The sequence below is a fragment of the Dietzia sp. Alg238-R159 genome (assembly GCF_900537145.1).
Taxonomy (GTDB): Bacteria; Actinomycetota; Actinomycetes; order Mycobacteriales; family Mycobacteriaceae; genus Dietzia; species Dietzia kunjamensis.
The window spans coordinates 89,969-110,607 of sequence record NZ_UNRI01000003.1 but is presented as its reverse complement, the minus strand read 5'-3'; the positions used below and the strand labels follow the sequence as shown (position 1 = coordinate 110,607).

The following is a 20,639-nucleotide window of genomic DNA, read 5'->3' as shown; positions in this document are numbered from 1 at the left end:
CTTTGCCCGTGGCAGACTGCGAGCGATGTCCCACCGCCCGCCCACCGGATCCACTGCCGCCGCACTCGGCGCCGTGCTGTTGGCGGCCATCGCGCTGGGTGGGTGCTCGTCGGACCCGCGGGAGCCCGCGCCCGGGGACGCGGGGACGACGACGTCCGTGTCCACCTCCGCGGCGCGGGTGCCGACGGCCGCGCCGCGGGAGTCCCCGCCCCCGGCGCGGTCGTCGTCCCCCGCCACCGACAGTCCCGTCCCCTCGGAGTGGGGCTCGCCCTCGCCCGTCCCGCCGTTCATCGAGGCCGCGACCTGGGGCGACTCCGACTACGGGGTGACGCTCGAGGTCGCCCCGTCCACCGCCGGCCGCCAGGCGTGGGGGGACGACGATTCGCGAACGGCCTGGCGGGAGGTCGTCCGGCTCGTCCCCGAGGCCGACAGCCCGGGGATGTGGGAGCAGTTCGACTGCCACTGGACCTGGGCGCGACTGCTCGAGCCGGACAAGCCCACCTGGAATCTCGAGCCGTGGCGGCCGGTGGTCTCGCCCGAGCGCATGCTGGCCGAGGGGTGCAACCCGGGAGGGCCGGAGGTGTGAGGGCGATCCGCCGCGCCACCGTGGCCGACGCCGCCGGTTGTCTGGACGTGTACGCGCCGTACGTCCGCGAGACCACGGCGACGTTCGAGACCGAGGTGCCGCCGGTCGACGAGTTCGCGGCGCGGATCGACCGGGCACTGGCGGGGTACGACTGGCTGGTGGCCGAGCTCGACGGCCGGATCGTCGGGTACGCCTACGCCGGGCCGGTCAAGGACCGCGCGGCGTACCGCTGGTCCTGCGAGGTGAGCGTCTACGTCGATCCGGGCGCGCACGGCCTCGGGTTGGGGCGGTCGCTGTACCGGGAGCTGTTCGCCCGGCTCGAGGCGGCCGGGTTCCGCCGACTGCTGGCGATCGTGACCCTTCCCAACGAGCCGAGTGTGGCTCTACACCTGGCCATGGGGTTCCGCGAGGCGGGCCGGCTGGAACGGATCGGGTTCAAGCACGGGCGGTGGCTCGACGTGGGGTGGCTGCAGGCCGACCTGGGACCGGAGTCCGGCGCGCCGCCCCACTGACCTGCACGCGAGCGGCCTCGTCCTGCCCGCCCGGCCCGGTGCGACCGGCGGCCGGGGTGGCGCGGCGGACCAGCCCGGCGCACAGCTCGTCGAGCCAACCCCCCACCGACCCGCGGGCGGCTTCGGTGCCCGGATAGCGGCAGCGCACGTGCAGCCCCGAACCGCTGACCACGAACCACACCATCACCCCGTCGGTCCGGATCGCGGCCGACACGTGCTGCGGGCTGAGGCTCAGGTCCACGTCAACCGGCAGGCGGCGGTGGTCGAGCCACGAGATCGCGAACATCCCCGGGGTGTGCGGCATCCCGCCGTACGGGGCGAGTATCGGCCCCAGTGCGTGCGAACCGAGGTCGACGGCCTCGCGCACGGCCACCGCGCACGCGGCCGGGTCGGGGTCGTCGCACTCGATCACGGAGTTGGTGATGAACCACCCCACCGAGTCGTTCCAGCGGGCGGAGCGCACATCGTGGCGGGAGTGCACAGGCAGGACCGCGCGCAGGCCCACCCCGGCGCGGCGGTGGAGTACGGCCGTCATCTCGGCGATCGCCAGCGAGATCATGCGTACTCCGCCGGCGGCGGCCGCCTCATCCAGGGCGGCGACCCCGGCCGGGTCGAGCACGTCGCGCACCTCGACCACCTCCTCGCGCGGGGTGGAGATGTCGCCCAGGTCGAGCGGGAATACCGGCATCTCACCGCCGCCGCGGGCCAGGATCGCGGCCCAGCGTCGGTGCACCTCGTCCGGCGCGGGCGGGCGGGCGGCGAGCTCGGCGGTGTGGGCGGCGAACGCCGTCGCCGGCGGCAGGCAGGTGCCCGGTTCGAGTCCGCAGGCCAGGTCGTCGAGGCACGAGCAGAAGTCGCGCATCAGCACCAGCAGCGACCAGGCGTCGACGTGGCAGTGGTCGAGCCCGATCACCACGACCGGCCGCTCCCGCTCGTCCCGCGGCTCCACCAGGCACAGCGCGTGCGCCGGCCGGGCGAACGGGCAGCACGCCTTGTCGAACACCCGGCGCAGGACGGCCCTCGGGTCCTCCCCCGGCTCCGCGGGCGGGGTCCGCCACCCGAGTGGCCGCACGGTCACGGGCCGAAGGCGCAGCTCGTCGTCGTTGTCGTCGTCACGGTCGTCGCGGTCGGTCCTCCCCTCGTGCTCGTCGCGGTCGTGCCCGCCTCCGGTGAGCACCGTGCGCAGCGTCTCGTGGCGCGCGACCACCGCGAGCCACGCCCGCGCGACCTCGTCCCGGTCGGCCGGGAACGGCAGCGTGAACGCCACGGCCATCCACGAGCCCGGGCGGGGGCCGAGCGAGGCGTGGCGCGCCTGGTCGAACGAGGGGGATCGATCTTCGCCGTGAGCTGGGGTGACATCGGTCGCAAACCGGTGCACGACGCCGTCGGGGAGCGACATCCGCGTTACGGTGGTGAGCCTCATGGCCCGGACGGTAGGGGCGGCGTGTTACGGGGAAAGGCGCGGAGTGTGACGACGACGAGACGGCTCGACGCCCGGCCCGGCGGGGACGGGCCCGCGCTCGCCCGCGACGTACGCGGGGACGGGCTGCCGGTGGTGCAGTTGCACGGGCTCAGCTCGAGCCGGCGCCGCGACGAGGTGTTCGGCCTCGACCTCACGGCGGGCCGCGACGGCCTGCGGGTCGTGCGCTACGACGCCCGCGGTCACGGTGAGTCCCCGGGCACCGCGGACCCGGACGACTACACGTGGCCGGCGCTGGCCCGCGATCTGCTCGCCCTGCTCGACGAGGAGTTCGGAGGCCAGCAAGTCCACGGCGTGGGTCAGTCGATGGGGTCGGCGACGCTGCTGACCGCGGCGGTGGCCGAGCCGGAGCGGTTCGCATCGCTCACCCTGGGCATCCCGCCGACGGTGTGGCAGTGGCGGCGGGAACAGTCGCGGCTGTACGAGTTGGCCGCGCGGCAGGTGGAACGCTGGGGCGGGGCCCGGTGGTCCGAGGTGACCCGGCAGCCGCCCACCTCGCCGGCCATCGACCCGGCCCGGCCGGTCACCGCGCCCGATGTGGCGGACGAGTGGCTGCCCGCGGCGTTCCGGGGCGCGGCCGCGACCGACCTGCCGCCCAGGGAGGAGGTGGCCCGGCTCGGGATGCCGGTGCTGCTGCTCGCGTGGCCCCTGGACGCCTCGCACCCGCTGGAGGTGGCCGAGGAGCTCCTGGAGTTGCTGCCCGACGCCCGACTGGAGGTGGCTCGGACCCCGGCCGAGGTGGCCTCGTGGCCGCGGGTCGTGGGCGACTTCGTGCGCGCCGGCGGCGGCTGAAAGGGTCGGCGCCCGGCGTCCCGGCGGCGCCCGAGCGGTGGCACCGCGGCGCCGGCCTCGCACAATGGGGCCATGCGAGAACTACAGCGGACGATCATCGACAGCCTCGGGGTCCGGCCCGACATCGACCCCGCCACCGAGGTGGAGCGACGGGTGCGGTTCCTCGTTGATTACCTCACCACCAGCGGCGCCAAGGGATTCGTGCTGGGCATCTCCGGCGGGGTCGACTCCACTCTGGCCGGACGCCTGGCCCAGATCGCGGTGGAGCGGGTGCGCGCGGACGGCGGCGACGCGGTGTTCGTGGGGATGCGCCTGCCCTACCGGGTGCAGCACGACGAGGCCGATGCCGTCGCCGCGGTGGAGTTCGTGGACGCCGACGAGACCGTGACCGTGAACGTCGCACCGGGGGTCGACGCCCTCAACGGGGCGATCCGGGAGGGCACGGGGGCCGAGCTCACCGACTTCACGAAGGGCAACGCCAAGGCGCGTCACCGCATGGTCGCCCAGTACGCGCTGGCCGGGGACCGCGGACTGCTGGTGATCGGCGCCGACCACGCCGCCGAGAACGTCACCGGGTTCTTCACGAAGTTCGGCGACGGCGCAGCGGACGTGTTGCCACTGTCGGGGCTGAACAAGCGGCAGGGTCGCGCCCTGCTCCGCCAACTGGGTGCCCCGAAGCGACTGTGGGACAAGGTGCCCACCGCCGACCTGCTGGACGAGAACGAGGGCCAGACCGACGAGGACGAGCTCGGTCTGCGGTACGACGACATCGACGACTACCTCGAGGGCCGCGACGTCCCCGAGCACGTGGCGCGGACGATCGAGACGGTGTGGCACCGCAACCGGCACAAGCGCACCACGCCGGTCGAGGTCTCGGACACGTGGTGGCGTCCGGGCGAGCAGACCGCCCTCGTGGTGATCGACATGCAGAACTCGTACTTCGAGTTCCCCGAACTGGCGAAGGTGCGCGACGAGCTGGTGCCGCGGGTCAACGAGCTCATCCGCACCGCCCACGACGCCGGACGACCCGTCGTGCTGGTGCGCACCGAGCACTCCCGCGACAAGTCCACGTGGACGCTCAACATGTGCGAGGACGACGAGGGCTTCGCGTTTCCCGGCACCGAGCAGGCGCAGTTCCTCGACGAGTTGGCCACGGGCGATCACGTGGAGGTGGTCAAGACCCGCGACAGCGCCTTCTTCGACACCGAGCTCAAGGCCCGGCTCGAGCAACTCGGCGTGGACCACCTGCTGCTGTGCGGGGTGTCGACGCACAGCTGCGTGTCGCAGACGGCGATCGACGGGTTCGCCGAGAACCTCCACGTCGCGGTCGCCCGCGGTGCCATCTCGTCGGACAACTCCGCCCTCTCGGAGGCGCTGCTGGACTTCTGCGCCGACCAGATGCGCCAGCCGATCATCGACCAGGAGGCCAGCCTCCAGCTGTTGCGAACCGGAGCCTGGCCCGACGGGGACTGACCCGACGGCCGCCGACTATCCCACCGGCCGCGTGACGCGGCCGTCCGGGTAGCGGGCGAACCGGGTCTCGCCGCGCGGATGGACGGGGTCGTTCTGCGGCAGGTCCCAGGTGCCGAACACGCCGGCGCGGTACTCCTGCATGGCGGTGACGATGTCCTCGCGGGTGTTGCCGACGAACGGCCCCTGCTGGACGACCGGGGCACCGATCGGCCGGGCCTGCAGGACGAGGAACGACGCGCCCTCGTCTCCGGCGGTCACGGTGACCGTCTCCGGGGCGAGGACGGCGGCGTCGTACCCCAACTGCTGGTCGTCGACCGTCAGTGGCCCGCCGTAGTTGTAGAGCACCCGGTTCGCGGAGGGGTCGGCACCGGGCAGTTCCGTGCTCACGCCGGGGTCGAGCGTGACGATCCAGATGGCCAGGTGGTTCTCCGGTCGCGCCGCCCAGGAGTGTGGCGGCGGGTCGAGCGCCCGCACGCCGTCGATCTCCCCGGCGATCAGGCGGAACCTCGCGGCGGCCCCGTCGGCTCCGCGGACGACGACCGGGGTCTTCTCGGACCAGAACATGTCGAAGTGCGGCTCGGCGGACTTGTCCTCGGGCGCGAGGTTGAGCCAGATCTGGAACAGCTCCATGGTGTTGGGCCGCTCGGTGTCCAGAAGCGGGAACATCTCCGAGTGCGAGATCCCGGAACCGGCGGTGAGCCACTGGGTGTCGCCGTGGCCGAAACGGGCCGCCGCGCCGAGGGAGTCGGCGTGGTCGACCACGCCGTCGAGCACCACGGTCACGGTCTCGAACCCGCGGTGCGGGTGTTGGGGGAAGCCGGGGACGGTCTCACCGTGGTACATCGACCACCCGTCCTGGCCCGAGAAGTCCTGCCCCAGGGACCGGCCTGCGAGAGAGGCGGCGGGACGCATGGTCTCGCCCTCGGCCGGAGGGAACTCGTCACGGTGATGGACGGCGAACAGGAACGGGTCGAGGCCCGGCCACTGGCCTCCGAGCGGGACGACCTGGCGGATGGCGGACATGGTTTCCTCCTGGGGTGCACGGGTGAGCTGACACGACTTTTTGCTGTCACATCAGTTAACCGCGTGGGGCGTCGCGGTGTTCCCGCTGCTCCCTGAACTCCAGGTAGGCACGCCGCCCCAGGAACACCGCCAGCAGCACCACGATCGCCGCGACGACGGCGTTGGACGCCCATCCCGCCACCGACTCGATCCGGTGCCACTGCTCACCCAGGAGATACCCGGCCACGACGAACAGCGAGTTCCAGATCAGACTGCCGGCCGTGGTGAGCAGCACGAACAGCAGGAGGCTCATCCGCTCCACACCCGCCGGGATGGAGATGAGGCTGCGCACGACGGGCACCATCCGACCGAAGAAGACCGCGCCCCGCCCGTGGCGGGTGAACCAGCCCTCGGCCTTGTCGAAGTCCGCGACCTGGATCAGCGGGACCCGGTCGAACAGCGCGCGGACCCGCTCGGCACCGAGCCAGAAACCCAGACCGTAGGCGAGGATCGCCCCCAGCACGGACCCGAGGGTGGTCCAGAAGATCGCACCGGCGAGGGTGAACGTGCCCTGCGCCGCGCTGAACCCCGCCAGCGGCAGGATGACCTCGCTGGGGATGGGCGGGAAGACGTTCTCCAGACCCACGACGAGGGCCGCGCCGGGCCCGCCGAGCGCCTCCATGACGCCCACGGCCCAGCCGGCGATCCCGCCGAGATCACCCTCGGTCGAAAGGACCACAGGAGCGGCGACCTCGATCAGCCCCGCGCGACCACGCCGGTGACCGGGATCCGGCCGTCCACGGCCTGGCGGAAGTTGAGCACTGCGCGCTTGACGTGGTCACCGGTGGTCACGACGACGGCGCCGGTGGTGCCGCGCTCCCGGAAGATCCGGTCGGTGAACTGGGCGTTCTGCACCGTGGAGGCGGAGTTCCCCTCCTCGGTGATCCGGAACGGCGCGATCCCGGCGCCACGCAGCCAGTCGCCCATCGCGCGTGCCTCGGTGCGCCCGTTCTGCGGCACGCCGCCGGTGACGATGATGCGGGCGGTCGGGTACGACTGCGCCAACCGGTATCCGGTCCGCAGTCGCTCCTCGAGCACGGGGCGGATGCCGCCGTCGGGGAGCAGTCCGGCACCCAGGATGACGATATCGGTGGTGAACGGGTTGACGGTGAGCACCGCGGGATCGTCCACGGTGGGGACCTCGAAGTCCCCACACACCGCCAGTAGCTCCTGGCCGACGTTCTGGCAGCCGAGCATCGTCAGGCCGCTGTACAGCGCGACGCCCGACGGCACCTCGGCCGACCCGGCGGAGGCGGTGCCCGCTCCGGCGCCCAGCGCGAGAGCGGCGGCGGCCGCGACGGCGGCGAGACGCCTCTGAGTTCTACGCACGATAGCGGTCCTCTCCCGAGCAGTGTCGTGACCCGTTGGTTATCGCATTGTGCGTGAAGGTCGTTACCTGTGACACGGGGAGGTCATGATCGACCCGCGTACCCTTCACGGCATGCCGGAAGGATACGACAGGGTCACGGCCGTGCGGTACCTCCACGATGCCGACCCACACCTGCGCGCGCACATCGACGCCGTCGGTCCGTGCACCCTCACCCCGACGCCGGACACGGGGCCGCACACCCTCTTCGACCGGCTGGCCTCGTCGATCCTGTCCCAGCAGCTCTCGGTGAAGGCCGCCGCGACGATCGCGGGCCGGCTGCGCGGGCGGGCGACGAGCAACGCCCAGCTCGACCCCGCGCTCGTGGCCGCACTGTCCGACGAGGAGCTGCGGGCGTGCGGGATCTCGCGGCCGAAGGTGGCCGCCCTGCGGGACCTCGCCGACGCGGTGCGTGGGGGTCGGATCCCGACCCTGGGGGAACTGAGGGACTACGACGACGACGAGGTCATCTCGTCCCTGACGACGGTCCGCGGGATCGGCCGATGGACCGTGGAGATGCTGCTGATCTTCCTGTTGGACAGACCCGACGTGTTCCCCGTGGCCGATGTCGGGGTGCGGCGGGGATTCGAACGGGTGCTGGGTCTGGACGACAAGGCCTCCCCCGCGATGATGCTGGACCACTCGGCCGGCTGGGCACCGTACCGGTCGGTGGCGTCCTGGTACCTGTGGCGGGCGGTGGACCAGACGGGCGAGGCGGCCCCGGCGCCCACCTCCTCGTCCTAGGCTTCACGACCATGGCGAACCTCTACTGGGAGCGGGTGCGGGCGGCGACGGCCCGCGCCGCGGCGGGCGCACGAGACGTCAACCGTCATCCCACGTCGGTCGAACTGCTGCGGCGGGCCCGGCGGGCCCTGCCCGGGGACGCCGGTTTCGGCGACCCGCTCTCGGCCGCCGGCCGCGACAGCGCGGGGACGATCGCCCGGGTGGCCGGCCGACTGTTCGACGAGCAGCCCACCGCGTCCCGGGAGGTGACGCTCGGCGGGCTCCAGGTGTGGCACGCCGTGCTCGAGCGCACGGGGCGGGCCGGCGGCGGGAGCGAGGTGACCATCGTGTTCACCGACATCGTCGGGTTCTCCGACTGGGCGATGCGCGCCGGCGACGAGGAGTCGCTGCAGCTCCTCCGACGGGTCGCCGCGGCCACCGAACCCGAGGTGCTCGCCCACCGTGGCGCCGTCGTCAAACGTCTCGGCGACGGACTGATGGCCACGTTCCCGTCTCCCCAGCTGGCGCTGGACGCGGTGGCCGCCTGCCTGGACGGGGTCGCCGGCGTGGAGGTGGCGGGCTGGCGTCCGCGGTTGCGGGTCGGCGTCCACACCGGGCGCCCGCGCCGGATCGGGGACGACTATCTCGGCATGGACGTCAACGTCGCCGCGCGGCTCGCGGAGAAGGCCGGCGCGGGCGAGATCCTCATCAGCGAGTCCACGCGCGCCGGACTGGACCCCGACAGCGTGGCGACCCGCCCCAAGCGGACCTTCCGGTGGGGCGGGGTCAAGGGTGTGCCCGACGGGATCGCCGTCTACGTGGCGACCCCGCGCTGAGGAGTTCGGCGGGACCGGGAGCGGGGAACCCGCCATCCGCCGCCCCACCCCGGAACCGGCCGGACCACCGCCGACCACCGGCATCCGGTAGAACGGACGCATGGCAACCACCAATTTCAAGGGCAACCCCGTCAGCACGTCCGGCGAGCTCCCCGCCGTCGGCTCGAAGGCCCCGGAGTTCGAACTCGTCGGCACCGACCTCGCTCCCGTGACCTCCGGGTCGCTGGCCGGCAAGAAGCTCATCCTCAACATCTTCCCCAGCGTCGACACGGGCGTGTGCGCCCAGTCGGTGCGCACCTTCCACGAGAAGGCCTCCGGCCTGGAGAACACCGAGGTCGTCAACATCTCGGCCGACCTGCCGTTCGCGCACAAGCGCTTCTGCGCCGCCGAGGACATCGAGAACGCCACCGCCGGCTCGACCTTCCGCAGCGACTTCGCCGCGGACTACGGAGTCAAGATGACCGACGGCCCCATGGAGGGCCTGCTGGCCCGCTCGGTCGTCGTGGTCGACGCCGAGGGCAAGGTCGTCTACACGCAGCTCGTCGACGAGATCACCACCGAGCCGGACTACGACGCCGCGCTCGCCGCCGTGAACTGAGCGCACCGCAGCGAACGCACCGCAGCGAACGACGAGGCCCGCCCCCGAAGAAACGGGGGCGGGCCTCCTTGCTCAACTACTGCGTCCGGCTACTGCGCCTGTGTAGCGCGCCGCGACTCAGGCGCTCGCGTCCACCAGGGAGAAGCGGCGGGTGGCCTGCTCGAGCTGATCGAACAGCGTCGCCAGCTCCTCGGAGCGGCGCTCCGCGGGCTGCACGCCCTCGGGGCCGAACTCGGTGAACAAGCTCAGCGAGATCTGCTGACGCACGCCGTACATGTGGAAGTTGGCCACTATCTGCCGCCAGTGCTCCACGGCGCGCACACCACCCTCGGCTCCGTAGGAGACAAAGGCGACGGGCTTGTTCGCCCACTCGCTACCGAGCGAGTCGAAGGCGTTCTTCAGGCCGCCCGGGACACTGTGGTTGTACTCGGGGGTGACAAAGACGAAGGCGTCGTAGGAGTCGATGGTCGAACTCCAGCGCTGCACCCGCTCGTCGGAGTACTGCTTGTTCGCCGCGCCCGGCACCGTGGCCGAGGTGAGCAGCGGGACGTCGAACGACTTGAGGTCGACCAGCTCATAGGTGGCGTCCTGCCGCGCCTGCGATTCCTGCGCGACCCACTCGGCCACGGTCTGCCCGGAACGCTCCTCGCGGATGCTGCCCAGAATGATGCCGATCTTCACGTACGGTCCCCTCTCGTCGTGCGGGTTGCTGATGACGAGAACTCTACTTGATTGACGTGACACCTACTACCGGTGGCCGTAGACCGTGACCGTCGCCACGGCACAGACGCGCCCCCGCTCATCCCTCGTCGTCACCTGGGCGATGCCCCAACTCCGGCCGTCGTGCAGGACCTCGGCCCGGACCGTCACCGGCTGCACCAGCGGGATCTGTCGTACGTACCGCACGTCGAGCGAGGACGAGCTGACCTCGCGTTCGTGCGGGAACACCGCCGCCCCGGCGACCTCCGCGGCCGCCGCGAACACGCCGCCGTGCAGATTGCCCAGCGGGTTGGCCAACGTCGGCTCCGGCGCGATCACGCCCTCCACGACGCGGGTTCCGCCCGGGCCGTCGTCCCGCTCGTCCAGCGTCAGGCACAGGACCTCGGCCAGCGTTCCCGGCGCGAGTCTGGACGGCCACGGCGGCTCGTCGTCGTACCCGTCCGGGTCCACGGCTCCCGCGATCTCCATGGATTTGACCAGTCCGGAGGCGATCACCTCGCCGTCGTCGTCGACGACCTCGCCGCGCGTCGTGAGGCAGTGACCGTCGTCGCCCAGGTGGTCCGTGCGGATGCCCAGTCCCGCCGATCCCGCGCGCGGTCGCGCCAGCAGGTCCATCCGCAGCTCGGTGGTGACCGTCCACATCCCCTCGGGGCGGCGGCGGTGGTTCTCCGACCCCAGGCCCGAATCCACCAGGACCGCCAGACCGCCGGTGGCGAAACGCCCCGACGGGTCGATGAACTGGTCGCCGACCGGCTGGTGCCAGCTCACCGACCCGTCCGGGTTCGGGCTGAACGTCAACCCCAGGCGGGGCTCCGGGCCGTCGTGCTGCGATTCTCTCACCCGCCGACGCTAACACGTGTTCTCGTTCACTCCCCGCGACCGCGCGCGCCGGATCGCGTCCGCACAATGGTGACGTGCCACTGAACCGCGAGGCCCTCACGACCCCCCGCCGCTGGCCCATCCGCGTCGCCACGACCGTGATCGCCACCGGCATCGTCATCCTCGTGCTGGCGGCAGCGGCCGGCGGTGCGTGGCTGCTCCTGCGGTCGGCCGTGCACGGCGCGATCGACTCCGCCGACCGTGCCCGGGCGGTCGAAGTGGCGGGTGGGCTCGCGGCCCGGGGCCCGCAGGCGTCCCTCGAGCTGGTCTCCGAACCACTGTCCGGGGTGGACCTGGTGCGGGTCGTCGCGCCCGACGGCCGCGTCCTGGCCGGTCAGGTCACCCGCGGCCTCGAGAACGTCCCCGCGCTCCCCTCTCCCGCCCCCGGTCAGGTCATCCAGCGCGACCTCGACGCCCCGAACGGCGCCGACCTCCGCCTCACCTCCGTCGGCGTGGAGGTCCGCGGGGGAACGTTCGCCGTGGACGTGGCCACCGACACCGACCGCTACGACTCCCTCCTGGCCACCGGCGCGGTGCTGTTCCTGGCGTTCGTCCCCGTCGCCGGCCTGGCCACCGCGGTGTTCGTCCACTACGCCATGGGGCGGGTGCTGCGGCCGGTCGAGTCGATCCGCTCCCGCGTCGCCGAGATCTCCGCCTCCGGCCGCGGCGAACGGGTCCCGGTCCCCGAAGCCGAGGACGAGATCTCACGCCTGGCCCGCACGATGAACGCCATGCTCGCGCGCCTCGACGCCGCCCGCACCGCTCAGGTCGCGTTCGTCGGTGACGCCTCGCACGAACTGCGCAGCCCGCTGTCCACGCTGTCGACGATGCTCGAGCTGTCCTCCACCTCCGGCACCCCGGTGGACGTGGAGACCGTCGACGAGCTGCTCCTGCCGGAGGTGCAGCGGATGCGCACGATGGTCGAGGACCTGCTCCTGCTGGCCAAGAACGACGAGCGCGGCCGGCCACTGCGGCGCGACGACGTGGACCTCGACGACATCGTGCTCTCCGAAGCCGCCCGGCTCCGCGGGCTCGGCGGCGGCGGCGACGGAGGCGGCGGCAGCGGCGACAGCATCGGCGGCGGGCTCGAGGTGGCGGCCTCGGTGGAGCCCGCGCGCCTCGTGGGCGACGCCGATGCCCTGCAGCGCGTGGTGCGCAACCTCGTCGACAACGCCCGCCGCCACGCGCGCGACCGGATCGCGCTGCGGCTCACCGTCGACCGCACGACCCCCGGGGCGCCGCGCGCGGTAGTCTGTGTCGACGACGACGGCGAGGGCGTTCCCCCTGATCAACGGGATTCAGTGTTCGATCGCTTCGCCCGCCTGGACGCGGACCGCGCGCGGGGCAAGGGCGGATCGGGCCTGGGTCTGGCGATCGTCGCCGAGATCACCCGCTCCCACGGCGGCTCGGTCCGGGCGGAGGACGCCCCCGGCGGGGGCGCGAGGTTCGTGGTCGAGCTGCCGGTCGAGTCACTGGACGACGACGTCGACGACATCCCCACCGGCCCGGCCCGGCCCGCCTGAGCGGTCATCCCGCACAGGGTCCCGCCCCCTGCGCCGGCGGGCGGCTGTGGCAGGACGGATGGCCACGCGCAGACGCCGGCGAGGAGTGGGCGAAGTGGCCCGGCTCAGGGGCGCGCCGCGACGCTGTCGACGAGTCGGTAGCCCTGCCCGCGAACGGTCTCGATGGCGCGGGCCCCGAACGGGGCGTCGATCTTGCGTCGCAGGTAGCCGACGTAGACCTCGACGATGTTGTCGTCACCGTCGTAGGCGGCGTCCCACACGGCCCGCATGATCTGGACCTTGGACACCACCTGGTTGCGGTGGCGGATGAGGTACTCGAGCACCGCGTACTCGCGCGCGGTCACGGTGATCCGCGTATCCCCGCGGCGGACCTCCCGCGCGGCCGGGTCCACCACGAGGTCGCCGGCCTCGAACGTCGCCGGGCGCTCCGGTGCCCCCCGCCTCACCAGGGCCCGGAGCCGCGCCTCGAGGACGACGAACGAGAACGGCTTGACCAGGTAGTCGTCGGCGCCGAGGTCGAAGGCGTCGGCCTCGTCGTATTCGCCGTCCTTGGCGGTGAGCATGAGCACCGGGGTCCAGACCTCGCGGCGTCTCATCTCGCGGACGACCTCGTACCCGCTGCGCCGCGGCATCATGATGTCCAGCACGACCACGTCGAAGTCGTCGGCGCAGGCCATCTCGAGGCCCGCGTCACCGTCGGCGGCGGTCTCCACGGCCCAGCCGCCCGTGACGAGCCCCCGGCGCACGCTCTCGCGCAGCGCCGGCTCGTCGTCGACCACCAGGACCCGCATCGGCGTGTTTCCCTACCCCTCGGGGTCGATCTCCTGGTCCATCCGCTCTGCGGGGACCAGCGAATCCGCGTGCCGCCGGACCACCTTCGCGGGGACCCCGGCCACGGTGGTGTGGGGCGGGACCTCGTGCAGGACCACCGATCCCGCGGCCACCCTGGAGCAGGCGCCCACCCGGACGTTGCCCAACACGATCGATCCGGCGGACAGCAGCACGCCGGAGCCGATCTTGGGATGACGGTCGCCGTCCTCGTTGCCGGTGCCGCCGAGGGTGACGCCCTGCAGGATGGACACGCCGTCGCCGATCACGCAGGTCTCGCCCACGACGATCCCGGTGGCGTGGTCGACGAGGATGCCCGAGCCGACACGGGCCGCGGGATGGATGTCCATCGCGAACACCTCGGAGATCCGGCTCTGCAGGAACGACGCCGCCATGACGCGCCCGGAGTTCCACATCTCGTGGGCCACGCGGTGCACCTGCAGGCCGAGGAAGCCCTTGGCGAAGAGGTAGGGCACCAGGTAGTTGGGGTACGCGGGGTTGCGCTCGAAGCTCACCACGAGGTCGGCCGCGACGGCCTCGAGGACGTGGGGATGCTCCACCAGCACCGCCCGGATCTCCTTCTCCAGCACGTGCCGACCGATCTCGGGGGTCGCGACCCGGGAGGCGGCGAGGCGCGCGAGGGATTCGCCGAGGTCATCACAGCCGTCGATGAGATCCAGGACCAGTCCCGCGATCAGCGGTTCGTTCCTGCTCGAGGTCGCGTCCAGCGACAGGCGGTTCCAGACGGCGCGGACGGAGGAGTCGGCCTCTGCCCGCGGGACGCACGGGTTCTCGGTGCTCATCTCGATGGTCACCTGATACAGCGTATGCCTGCCCCGGCGATCGGGGCGAGTCGCACCTCCCTCGACGGCCCGCTCCCCACGCGGCAGGATGGGGCCATGATCCTCATCAACGTGCGTTTCGACGTCAAGCCCGAGTTCGCCGAGTCCTGGCTCGAGTTCACCCGCGAGTTCACCGAGGCCACCCGCGCCGAGCCTGGCAATCTCTTCTTCGACTGGTACCGGTCGCCGGAGTCTCCGAACACCTTCCTGCTGTGCGAGGCCTTCCGGGAGGGCGACGCCCCCGCCCAGCACGTGAACTCCGACCACTTCGCCGAGTTCACCGGCTCGGCCGCCCGCTACCTCGAGCGGACCCCGCGGATCATCAACACCACCGCCGAGGGCGAGGAGTGGGGGGCGATGGGCGAGATCACCGTCGAGTAGGCGACGACCCTGCCAGACGTCGCGTCAGATCGAGCTGCCGAGCGCCGACTGCGCGAGCGCGATCGGGTCGACCGGCCACCACTGGCCGTAGTCGAGTGCGTAGACACGGTTGAGGTCGGACACGACCCCGCCGACGGTGACCTGCTGCCGGACCGGCAGCTGGTGGATCGTCGCGCTCGGGTTGAGGCGCCCACCGGAGCCCCAGTCGTGCTGCCAGAAGTACCGCCCCAGGCCGGTCTGACGGCACCAGTCGATGGTGGGGGCGTTGGCGTACACGCCGAGCTCCATCCCCGCGCCGTGGAGATGGGCGCGCCAGCGCTCAAGGTACGGGCGGATCTGGTTGTCGAACTGCCACCGGGTGGGGTTGTCGTCGATCGCGACGTACATCGGCACGCCGGACGGCCCGCCGGCCTCGCGGTGGATCCGGATCCCGATCGGGGCGTGGCGGTCGCCGCCCGCGGCGCCTTCCCTCCAGTCGGCGGTCTCGGCACGCCCGTACTGGTAGCAGGAGACCATGTTGAGGCCACTGCGGCGGAAGTCGTCGACCTCGCGGCGCAGCAGCGGCTTGCCCGTCATCCACTCGGCGCCGGGGCGACGGTTGGAGCAGTACCGCACGGCGCCCATGTGGCCGGCCGCGCGGATCGACGCCGCCGACGGCGGGCCGGAGGCGTAGTCGAGCAGTGTGCCGATCGGGACGCCGACACCCGCCCCCGGCAGCGCACCGAGCCCGGCGGGGATCGAGGACTGGGCACCCACCGCGGGGGTGATGCCCGCGGCGAGGGCGCCCGCCCCGGCGGCGCCGATGCCGGCGCGGCGCAGGAAGGTTCGGCGGTCGAACGTCATGGGGCTACTCCGGGATCTCGAGGAAGGGGCACGCGGGGGCACGTGTGACACGTGGGACCCGCACACCCGACGAGTGTGTCACAAGGACATCGCGAACGATATCCCGGCGTTACCACACGGACGGACCACCACAGCGCAGGCACGGCTGGTTGACTGACGTTCATGACTCGCGCGCACAGATGGTCCGCCACCGACATCCCCGACCAGACGGGCCGGACCTTCGTGGTCACGGGCGCCAACGGCGGGATCGGGCTGGCGACCACCGCCGCACTCACGGCCCGGGGCGCCCGGGTCGTCATGGCCTGCAGGAACGAGGAGAAGGCGCAGGAGGCGCGCGCGACGCTCCCCGCCGGTGACCGGGAGCGCGCGCAGGTGCGCCTGCTCGACATGGCGGACCTGGACTCCGTCGACGCGTTCGTGGCGGCCACGGCGGCGGAGGGTGCGCCGGTAGACGTGCTGATCAACAACGCCGGTGTGATGAACATCCCCCACGCCCGCACCGCGCAGGGACACGAGATGCAGTTCGGGGTCAACGTGCTGGCACATCACGCGCTCACCCTGGGGCTGGAGCAGATGCTGACGGACCGGGTCGTGTGGCTGGGCTCGCTCGCCCACCTGCGCGGACGACTCGACACCGACGATCTCGACATGGACGTGCGCGGCTACCGACCCATGGCGGCGTACGCGGAGTCCAAATTAGCGTGCATCATGCTGGGCTACGAGTGGCAGCGCCACTTCGAGCGGTCCGGCAGCGGGCTGCGGTCGGTCGCCGCCCATCCCGGTTACACGGCGACCGACCTCATCCGCCAGAGCGGCAACCCACTGGCGGACCGCTTCTTCGAGTTGGGCAACTCCATCACGTGGGCGGGCCTGACACCGGAGATGGGCGCACTGTCCGTGCTGTACGCGGCGACGGTGCCCGGCCTCACCGGCGGCGAGTTCGTCGGCCCCGATCGCCTCGGGGGCCTGCGCGGGCATCCGAAGCCCGCCCGGTCGGGTCGCCGTTCGCACGACCGGACCACGGCCGCCGCCCTGTGGCGGCGGTGCACGGAGATGGCCGCGTTCCAGCGGGCATGACGAGGGTCACGACGACGAGGTCATCCCCCGCAGAGTGGTGACCGTGGTCGGCCGGTGGCCGGGATGGGTCAGCCGAGCCCGGCCGCGGCCAGCCCGTCGCGCAACTTGGCCCGGTGCTCGGGCGGCCCCTGGAGGAGGGGCATGCGCAGGCGGTCCGAGCCGATGAGGCCGGCCTCCTTCAGCGCCGCCTTGACCTGGATGGCGCCCTGCGAGGTGTGCATGATCGCGTCCACGGCCGGGATGAGGCGGGTGTGGATCTCGCGGGCGCGGGGCAGGTCGCCGGCGTCGACGGCCTCGATCATCGCCCGGTAGTCGTCGCCGGCGACGTGGCCGACGACCGAGACGATGCCGGTGGCACCGAGGGCCAGGAAGGCCAGGTTGAGCACGTCGTCGCCGGAGAACCAGAGCAGGTCCGTCTCCGCCATGAGTCGACTGGCCTCGAACAGGTCACCCTTGGCGTCCTTGACCGCCAGCACCCGGGGGATCTCGGCCATCCGCCGGATGGTGTCCGTGGCCAGGGCGGTGCCCGTGCGGCCGGGGATGTCGTAGGCCATGATCGGGCGGTCGGCGGCCTCGGCGATCATCCGGAAGTGCTCGACGATCCCGTGCTGGGTGGGCTTGTTGTAGTACGGGGTCACCACGAGCAGGGAGTCGGCGCCGCGGGCGACCATCTCGCGCGCCGCGCGCATCGAGTGCTCGGTGTCGTTGGTGCCGCAGCCGGCCATGACCTTCACCCGGTCGCCGACGGCCTCGACGACGGCGGCCACGCTGTCGTAGTCCTCGTCGTCGGTGGTCGTCGCGGACTCGCCGGTCGTGCCGTTGACCAGCAGACCGTCGTGGCCGTGATCGGCGAGGTGCACCGCGAGCCGCTGCAGGCCGTCGAAATCGATCGAGCCGTCGTCATGCATGGGGGTCACCATCGCGGTGATGACCCGACCGAAGGGATTGTCCGACATGCGCACCAGACTAAGCCACGGTGACGCGGTCGGGAGATTCCGACGTGAGGGGTCCCCACGGGACTAGGGTCGTCAGCACCCCGGCGCCGGGGCCCGGCGTCCACCACCGAGACCGCGGAGGCGATTGTGACCGACCAGACCCGACCCGACGACCCCGCGCGCATCCCGGAGGAGCCCGCGGAGTCGTTCGGCAACACCATCGACGGATCGGGGGCCGGCGACGGCAGCACCTCCCGGGGCGGGGACGAGGCGGACACCGCCACCGAGTCCACCGCCACCGAGTCCGCCACCGACCGGGCCGCCGGGGGCGCGACCCCGCACGACTCCGCGGGAGCGGCGAGCTCCGCTGCGACGTCTGGCGCGGGCGGGGACGGCGCCGCCGAGCGCGCCGAGCAGAAGAAGGTGTACCAGACCCCTGAGCAGCCGGATCACGCCGTGGGCGGCTCGGACGGTACGGCAGACGGCCAGTAGCCGGGCCTGACGTGGCCATCGCCCTGACGCTCACGCTGGCGTTGATACTGCTCATCAGTGCCAACGCCCTGTTCGTGGCCGTCGAGTTCGGGTTCCTCACCGTCAACCGGGACGACGTGCGAGCGGCCGGCTCGGAGGGCGATCGCATCGCCACGACTCTCGACGGGTCCCTGGCCAGGACCTCGACGAACCTGTCGGGGGCCCAGCTGGGCATCACGGTCAGCAGCCTCCTGGCGGGATACCTCACCGGTCCCTCCGTGGGCGAGCTGATCACCGGCGCCCTCGGCCTGTCGGGGATGGGTGAACCGGCGGCCCGCGGCATCGCGATGACGGTGGCCTTCGTCGTCGTCACCTTCCTCCAGATGGTCTTCGGCGAACTGGTCCCCAAGAACTGGGCCATCGCCGCTCCGATGCGGGTCGCGCGGCTGGTCGTGATCCCCCAGAGGATCTTCATGGCGGTGTTCGGCTGGCTGGTCACGGGCCTCAACACCACCGCCAACGTCGTCCTGCGGCTGCTCGGGTTCACCCCGCAGGAGGAACCCGGCGAGGCACGGTCACCCGAGGAGCTACGGGCGTCGGCCGCGCGGTCGGGCCGCCAGGGCGCGATGGACCCGCACACGGCCGAGCTGGTGACCCGCTCGATCTCGTTCGGGGAACACCGCGCGGCGGACGTGATGGTGCCCCGTCCGCTGGTGACGTTCCTGCGTGACCACACCGCACAGGACCTGCTCGACACGGTGGCCGCGACGGGCCGGTCGCGGTTCCCCGTCCTCGGCGCGACCGTCGACGAGGTGGTGGGCGTCGTCCACTACCGGCAGGCGTTGGCCGTGCCTGTCGACGAGCGCGCCCGGACGCCGGTGCGGGAGATCGCCACCGAGGCGACCGTGGTGTCGGAGGTGATGACGCTCGACCCGCTCATGCGGCTGCTCCGTCAGACCGATCTGCAGATGGCCGTGGTGGTGGACGAGTTCGGCGGGACCGCGGGGATCGTCACCCTGGAGGACCTGGTGGAGGAGATCGTCGGCGAGATCGATGACGAGCAGGACCGTGCGTCGCGCACCCACGAGTGGGTCGACGACGACACCGTGCTCGTGGGCGGGATGATGCGGCCCGACGAACTGGGCGCCATCCTGCGACTGGAGATCCCGCCGGTGGAGACGGTGTCCACCCTGTCCGGGCTCCTGTCCGAGGCGGTGGACCGACTCCCCCGGGTCGGCGACGAGACCGAGTTGGACGCGCACGACCACGAGAACCGCGACGACGACGACCTGCCGACGCGGGCGCGTGTGCGCCTGCGGGTGGAATCACTGCGCGCGCACCGGGCCGAGCGGGTGCGTGCCACCGTCCTGCGGGACGAGCCCGAGGCGGTGGACCCGGATGAGTGACGGTGTGGCGTTGCTGGTCCTGGTGGCCCTCCTGCTGGGCAACGGGTTCTTCGTCGCCGCGGAGTTCGCGATGGTCTCCGCGCGGCGCGACAACCTGGAGCCGCACGCTGCCGAGGGCAGCACGCGCGCACTGTGGTCGCTGCGCGGCATGGAGAACGTGTCGCTCTCGCTGGCGGCCACGCAGCTCGGCATCACGGCCTGCTCGTTGCTCATCGGCGCGGTCGGCGAACCCGCCATCGCCCACCTCATCGAGCAGCCGCTGGGCTGGCTGGGCGTGTCCACCGGGTTCGCCCACCCGATCGCTCTGGTGATCTCCCTGCTCATCGTCACATTCCTGCACATGGTGCTCGGCGAGATGGTGCCCAAGAACATGGCGATCGCCCGGCCCGCGGCCGCGGCCCTCCTGCTCGGCCCGGTCCTGCGGGTCTTCGTGCTGGTGTTCCTGCCCGCGATCTGGCTGATGAACAAGTCCGCGGACGCGGTGGTGAGGTACGTACTGCGGGTGGAACCGCGTTCCGAGGTGGAGACCACTTTCACGGTGGACCAGATGCACGGGATGGTCGCCGCGGCCGAGGACTCCGGCCTCCTCGACGAGGACGAGACGCTGCTGCTCGAGGGCGCGCTCGAGTTCGATCACATCACCGCCGCCGACGTCCTCCGGCCGATCGCGGAGGTGGACTCGATCGAGGAGGACTGGTCCACCGGAGACGTGCAGCAACTGTGCGTGCGGACGGGGCACTCGAGGTTCCCCGTGCGCCGCGGCGGCGCGTACGTCGGCTACGTCCACGTCAAGGACACCCTCGGCGACGATCTGTCCCAGCCCCTGCGCCGCGAGCGGATCCGTGAACTGGGGATCGTGCCCGCCGAGACCCCTCTCGACGACGTCCTGGAGGCGATGCAGCGGGCCCGGGCCCACCTGGCGGTCGTCGACGATCGCGAACACGGCGAACCCGACCCGCGTGGGCTGCTGGTCCTGGAGGACGTCCTGGCAGAACTCGTCGGCGAGGTCAGGGATGCGACGCCCGGAGCCGATCAGTAGGGCGCCCGAGGAGCAGAAAGGGCCCCGACGACCTACCGGACCTTGTCGGGGTTGGTGTCGAGCACCCGCCCGAGAGTGTTGTCCACGACGATCTGCGCCACCCCGCTGTACGTGGCCACACCTACTCGCACCGTGGTGGCCAGCGCGTTCTGCAACATCGTGGAACCTCCTGCTAGTCGGTGTGACACCCGTCACTCTACGCTCGTCGGCGCCGGGCCACTGACAGATAAACAATCTTTCTGGACGGGCGTTCTGAACGATCGCCCG

The 20,639-nt window shown here is 72.0% G+C and carries 24 protein-coding genes and 1 pseudogene; 14 read left to right on the top strand and 11 right to left on the bottom strand.

What is annotated here, in order from left to right:
- Positions 1-25 precede the first annotated feature (25 nt).
- Both G6R20_RS08990 and G6R20_RS08985 read left to right on the top strand, forming a co-directional pair.
- Entirely contained in the window at positions 26-586 is a 561-nt protein-coding gene (locus G6R20_RS08990) for a DUF2599 domain-containing protein (RefSeq protein WP_205475793.1), read from the top strand.
- A complete protein-coding gene (locus tag G6R20_RS08985; protein ID WP_163376180.1) occupies positions 583-1,098 on the top strand; it encodes a GNAT family N-acetyltransferase in 516 nt (171 codons plus the stop codon). The genes G6R20_RS08990 and G6R20_RS08985 overlap by 4 nt, the downstream gene beginning before the upstream one ends.
- Here the strand turns inward: G6R20_RS08985 and G6R20_RS08980 are convergent.
- Positions 1,022-2,521: a hypothetical protein gene (locus tag G6R20_RS08980; RefSeq protein ID WP_163376179.1), complete on the bottom strand. Its 1,500-nt coding sequence runs from the start codon at positions 2,519-2,521 to the stop codon at positions 1,022-1,024. The two genes, G6R20_RS08985 and G6R20_RS08980, sit on opposite strands and share 77 nt — an antisense overlap.
- A 45-nt stretch (positions 2,522-2,566) precedes the next feature.
- On the opposite strand from G6R20_RS08980, the gene G6R20_RS08975 reads away from it, so the two are divergent.
- The 3 genes and pseudogenes from G6R20_RS08975 (at position 2,567) to G6R20_RS19125 (ending at position 4,843) form a co-directional block, all read left to right on the top strand.
- Positions 2,567-3,370: an alpha/beta fold hydrolase gene (locus G6R20_RS08975; RefSeq protein ID WP_163376178.1), complete on the top strand. Its 804-nt coding sequence runs from the start codon at positions 2,567-2,569 to the stop codon at positions 3,368-3,370.
- A gap of 72 nt (positions 3,371-3,442) precedes the next feature.
- A pseudogene (gene nadE / locus G6R20_RS19130) lies at positions 3,443-4,261 on the top strand (ammonia-dependent NAD(+) synthetase); the annotation flags it as partial.
- A 21-nt stretch (positions 4,262-4,282) separates the two neighbouring features.
- Entirely contained in the window at positions 4,283-4,843 is a 561-nt protein-coding gene (locus tag G6R20_RS19125) for an isochorismatase family cysteine hydrolase (protein WP_346010039.1), read from the top strand.
- Positions 4,844-4,858: 15 nt separating this feature from the next.
- On the opposite strand, the gene G6R20_RS08965 is transcribed toward G6R20_RS19125, so the two are convergent.
- From G6R20_RS08965 to G6R20_RS08955, 3 genes are all read right to left on the bottom strand, one after another.
- A complete protein-coding gene (locus tag G6R20_RS08965) occupies positions 4,859-5,866 on the bottom strand; it encodes a pirin family protein (protein ID WP_163376176.1) in 1,008 nt (335 codons plus the stop codon).
- 55 nt (positions 5,867-5,921) lie between these two features.
- Entirely contained in the window at positions 5,922-6,527 is a 606-nt protein-coding gene (locus tag G6R20_RS08960) for a DedA family protein (RefSeq protein WP_120285713.1), read from the bottom strand.
- Positions 6,528-6,601: 74 nt separating this feature from the next.
- Entirely contained in the window at positions 6,602-7,234 is a 633-nt protein-coding gene (locus G6R20_RS08955) for a YdcF family protein (RefSeq protein WP_163376175.1), read from the bottom strand.
- A gap of 112 nt (positions 7,235-7,346) precedes the next feature.
- On the opposite strand from G6R20_RS08955, the gene G6R20_RS08950 reads away from it, so the two are divergent.
- The 3 genes from G6R20_RS08950 to tpx all read left to right on the top strand — a co-directional run bounded on the left by G6R20_RS08950 (position 7,347) and on the right by tpx (position 9,428).
- A complete protein-coding gene (locus G6R20_RS08950; protein ID WP_163376174.1) occupies positions 7,347-8,015 on the top strand; it encodes a DNA-3-methyladenine glycosylase in 669 nt (222 codons plus the stop codon).
- An 11-nt stretch (positions 8,016-8,026) separates the two neighbouring features.
- On the top strand, positions 8,027-8,830 hold the full coding sequence (locus tag G6R20_RS08945; RefSeq protein ID WP_132062913.1) for an adenylate/guanylate cyclase domain-containing protein: 804 nt from the start codon (positions 8,027-8,029) through the stop codon (positions 8,828-8,830).
- Between the two features lie 100 nt (positions 8,831-8,930).
- Positions 8,931-9,428, top strand: a complete 498-nt coding sequence (gene tpx / locus G6R20_RS08940) for a thiol peroxidase (protein ID WP_163376173.1) — start codon at positions 8,931-8,933, stop codon at positions 9,426-9,428.
- A 117-nt stretch (positions 9,429-9,545) separates the two neighbouring features.
- Here tpx and G6R20_RS08935 read toward each other — a convergent pair whose 3' ends face one another.
- Positions 9,546-10,109 (bottom strand): NAD(P)H-dependent oxidoreductase, encoded by a 564-nt coding sequence (locus G6R20_RS08935; protein ID WP_067718956.1) that lies wholly within the window; start codon positions 10,107-10,109, stop codon positions 9,546-9,548.
- 66 nt (positions 10,110-10,175) lie between these two features.
- Complete coding sequence (locus G6R20_RS08930; RefSeq protein ID WP_069388634.1) at positions 10,176-10,988, bottom strand: hotdog fold thioesterase; 813 nt, start codon at positions 10,986-10,988, stop codon at positions 10,176-10,178.
- Positions 10,989-11,062: 74 nt separating this feature from the next.
- Here G6R20_RS08930 and G6R20_RS08925 point away from each other — a divergent pair, with 74 nt between their 5' ends.
- Positions 11,063-12,550, top strand: coding sequence for an ATP-binding protein (locus G6R20_RS08925; RefSeq protein WP_163376172.1), 1,488 nt, complete (start codon positions 11,063-11,065; stop codon positions 12,548-12,550).
- 104 nt (positions 12,551-12,654) lie between these two features.
- Here the strand turns inward: G6R20_RS08925 and G6R20_RS08920 are convergent, their stop codons facing one another.
- Both G6R20_RS08920 and G6R20_RS08915 read right to left on the bottom strand, forming a co-directional pair.
- Positions 12,655-13,341, bottom strand: coding sequence for a response regulator transcription factor (locus G6R20_RS08920; RefSeq protein ID WP_067718948.1), 687 nt, complete (start codon positions 13,339-13,341; stop codon positions 12,655-12,657).
- 12 nt (positions 13,342-13,353) lie between these two features.
- Positions 13,354-14,193, bottom strand: coding sequence for a serine O-acetyltransferase (locus G6R20_RS08915; protein ID WP_082924056.1), 840 nt, complete (start codon positions 14,191-14,193; stop codon positions 13,354-13,356).
- Between the two features lie 84 nt (positions 14,194-14,277).
- Between G6R20_RS08915 and G6R20_RS08910 the strand changes: the two genes are divergently transcribed.
- Entirely contained in the window at positions 14,278-14,601 is a 324-nt protein-coding gene (locus tag G6R20_RS08910) for a putative quinol monooxygenase (protein ID WP_096906599.1), read from the top strand.
- 24 nt (positions 14,602-14,625) lie between these two features.
- Here G6R20_RS08910 and G6R20_RS08905 read toward each other — a convergent pair whose 3' ends face one another.
- Positions 14,626-15,444: a DUF1906 domain-containing protein gene (locus G6R20_RS08905; RefSeq protein WP_119192546.1), complete on the bottom strand. Its 819-nt coding sequence runs from the start codon at positions 15,442-15,444 to the stop codon at positions 14,626-14,628.
- A gap of 162 nt (positions 15,445-15,606) precedes the next feature.
- Here G6R20_RS08905 and G6R20_RS08900 point away from each other — a divergent pair, with 162 nt between their 5' ends.
- Positions 15,607-16,521 carry an SDR family NAD(P)-dependent oxidoreductase gene (locus G6R20_RS08900; RefSeq protein ID WP_163376171.1) on the top strand — a complete coding sequence of 305 codons (915 nt, stop codon included), beginning with the start codon at positions 15,607-15,609 and terminating at the stop codon, positions 16,519-16,521.
- Between the two features lie 68 nt (positions 16,522-16,589).
- On the opposite strand, the gene dapA is transcribed toward G6R20_RS08900, so the two are convergent.
- A complete protein-coding gene (gene dapA / locus G6R20_RS08895; protein ID WP_067718938.1) occupies positions 16,590-17,477 on the bottom strand; it encodes a 4-hydroxy-tetrahydrodipicolinate synthase in 888 nt (295 codons plus the stop codon).
- A gap of 126 nt (positions 17,478-17,603) precedes the next feature.
- Here dapA and G6R20_RS08890 point away from each other — a divergent pair, with 126 nt between their 5' ends.
- Genes G6R20_RS08890 through G6R20_RS08880 form a run of 3 tightly spaced genes read left to right on the top strand, consistent with a single transcriptional unit; the run spans position 17,604 to position 20,372 of the window.
- Positions 17,604-17,948, top strand: coding sequence for a hypothetical protein (locus G6R20_RS08890; RefSeq protein WP_163376170.1), 345 nt, complete (start codon positions 17,604-17,606; stop codon positions 17,946-17,948).
- A gap of 11 nt (positions 17,949-17,959) precedes the next feature.
- Positions 17,960-19,333, top strand: coding sequence for a hemolysin family protein (locus tag G6R20_RS08885; RefSeq protein WP_163376169.1), 1,374 nt, complete (start codon positions 17,960-17,962; stop codon positions 19,331-19,333).
- Positions 19,326-20,372 carry a hemolysin family protein gene (locus G6R20_RS08880; RefSeq protein ID WP_163376168.1) on the top strand — a complete coding sequence of 349 codons (1,047 nt, stop codon included), beginning with the start codon at positions 19,326-19,328 and terminating at the stop codon, positions 20,370-20,372. Before G6R20_RS08885 ends, G6R20_RS08880 begins: the two co-directional genes overlap by 8 nt.
- A 32-nt stretch (positions 20,373-20,404) precedes the next feature.
- On the opposite strand, the gene G6R20_RS18990 is transcribed toward G6R20_RS08880, so the two are convergent.
- Complete coding sequence (locus G6R20_RS18990; protein ID WP_256821000.1) at positions 20,405-20,530, bottom strand: hypothetical protein; 126 nt, start codon at positions 20,528-20,530, stop codon at positions 20,405-20,407.
- Between the last annotated feature and the right edge of the window lie 109 nt (positions 20,531-20,639).

What these genes read in the sequence shown, in the direction of transcription:
- G6R20_RS08990 (WP_205475793.1), top strand. Translation starts at nt 26, where the DNA reads ATGTCCCACCGCCCGCCCACCGGATCCACTGCCGCCGCACTCGGCGCC.
- G6R20_RS08980 (WP_163376179.1), bottom strand. Translation starts at nt 2,521, where the DNA reads ATGAGGCTCACCACCGTAACGCGGATGTCGCTCCCCGACGGCGTCGTG.
- G6R20_RS08965 (WP_163376176.1), bottom strand. Translation starts at nt 5,866, where the DNA reads ATGTCCGCCATCCGCCAGGTCGTCCCGCTCGGAGGCCAGTGGCCGGGC.
- G6R20_RS08960 (WP_120285713.1), bottom strand. Translation starts at nt 6,527, where the DNA reads ATGGAGGCGCTCGGCGGGCCCGGCGCGGCCCTCGTCGTGGGTCTGGAG.
- G6R20_RS08950 (WP_163376174.1), top strand. Translation starts at nt 7,347, where the DNA reads ATGCCGGAAGGATACGACAGGGTCACGGCCGTGCGGTACCTCCACGAT.
- G6R20_RS08945 (WP_132062913.1), top strand. Translation starts at nt 8,027, where the DNA reads ATGGCGAACCTCTACTGGGAGCGGGTGCGGGCGGCGACGGCCCGCGCC.
- tpx (WP_163376173.1), top strand. Translation starts at nt 8,931, where the DNA reads ATGGCAACCACCAATTTCAAGGGCAACCCCGTCAGCACGTCCGGCGAG.
- G6R20_RS08920 (WP_067718948.1), bottom strand. Translation starts at nt 13,341, where the DNA reads ATGCGGGTCCTGGTGGTCGACGACGAGCCGGCGCTGCGCGAGAGCGTG.
- G6R20_RS08910 (WP_096906599.1), top strand. Translation starts at nt 14,278, where the DNA reads ATGATCCTCATCAACGTGCGTTTCGACGTCAAGCCCGAGTTCGCCGAG.
- G6R20_RS08905 (WP_119192546.1), bottom strand. Translation starts at nt 15,444, where the DNA reads ATGACGTTCGACCGCCGAACCTTCCTGCGCCGCGCCGGCATCGGCGCC.
- G6R20_RS08900 (WP_163376171.1), top strand. Translation starts at nt 15,607, where the DNA reads ATGACTCGCGCGCACAGATGGTCCGCCACCGACATCCCCGACCAGACG.
- dapA (WP_067718938.1), bottom strand. Translation starts at nt 17,477, where the DNA reads ATGTCGGACAATCCCTTCGGTCGGGTCATCACCGCGATGGTGACCCCC.
- G6R20_RS08880 (WP_163376168.1), top strand. Translation starts at nt 19,326, where the DNA reads ATGAGTGACGGTGTGGCGTTGCTGGTCCTGGTGGCCCTCCTGCTGGGC.
- G6R20_RS18990 (WP_256821000.1), bottom strand. Translation starts at nt 20,530, where the DNA reads ATGTTGCAGAACGCGCTGGCCACCACGGTGCGAGTAGGTGTGGCCACG.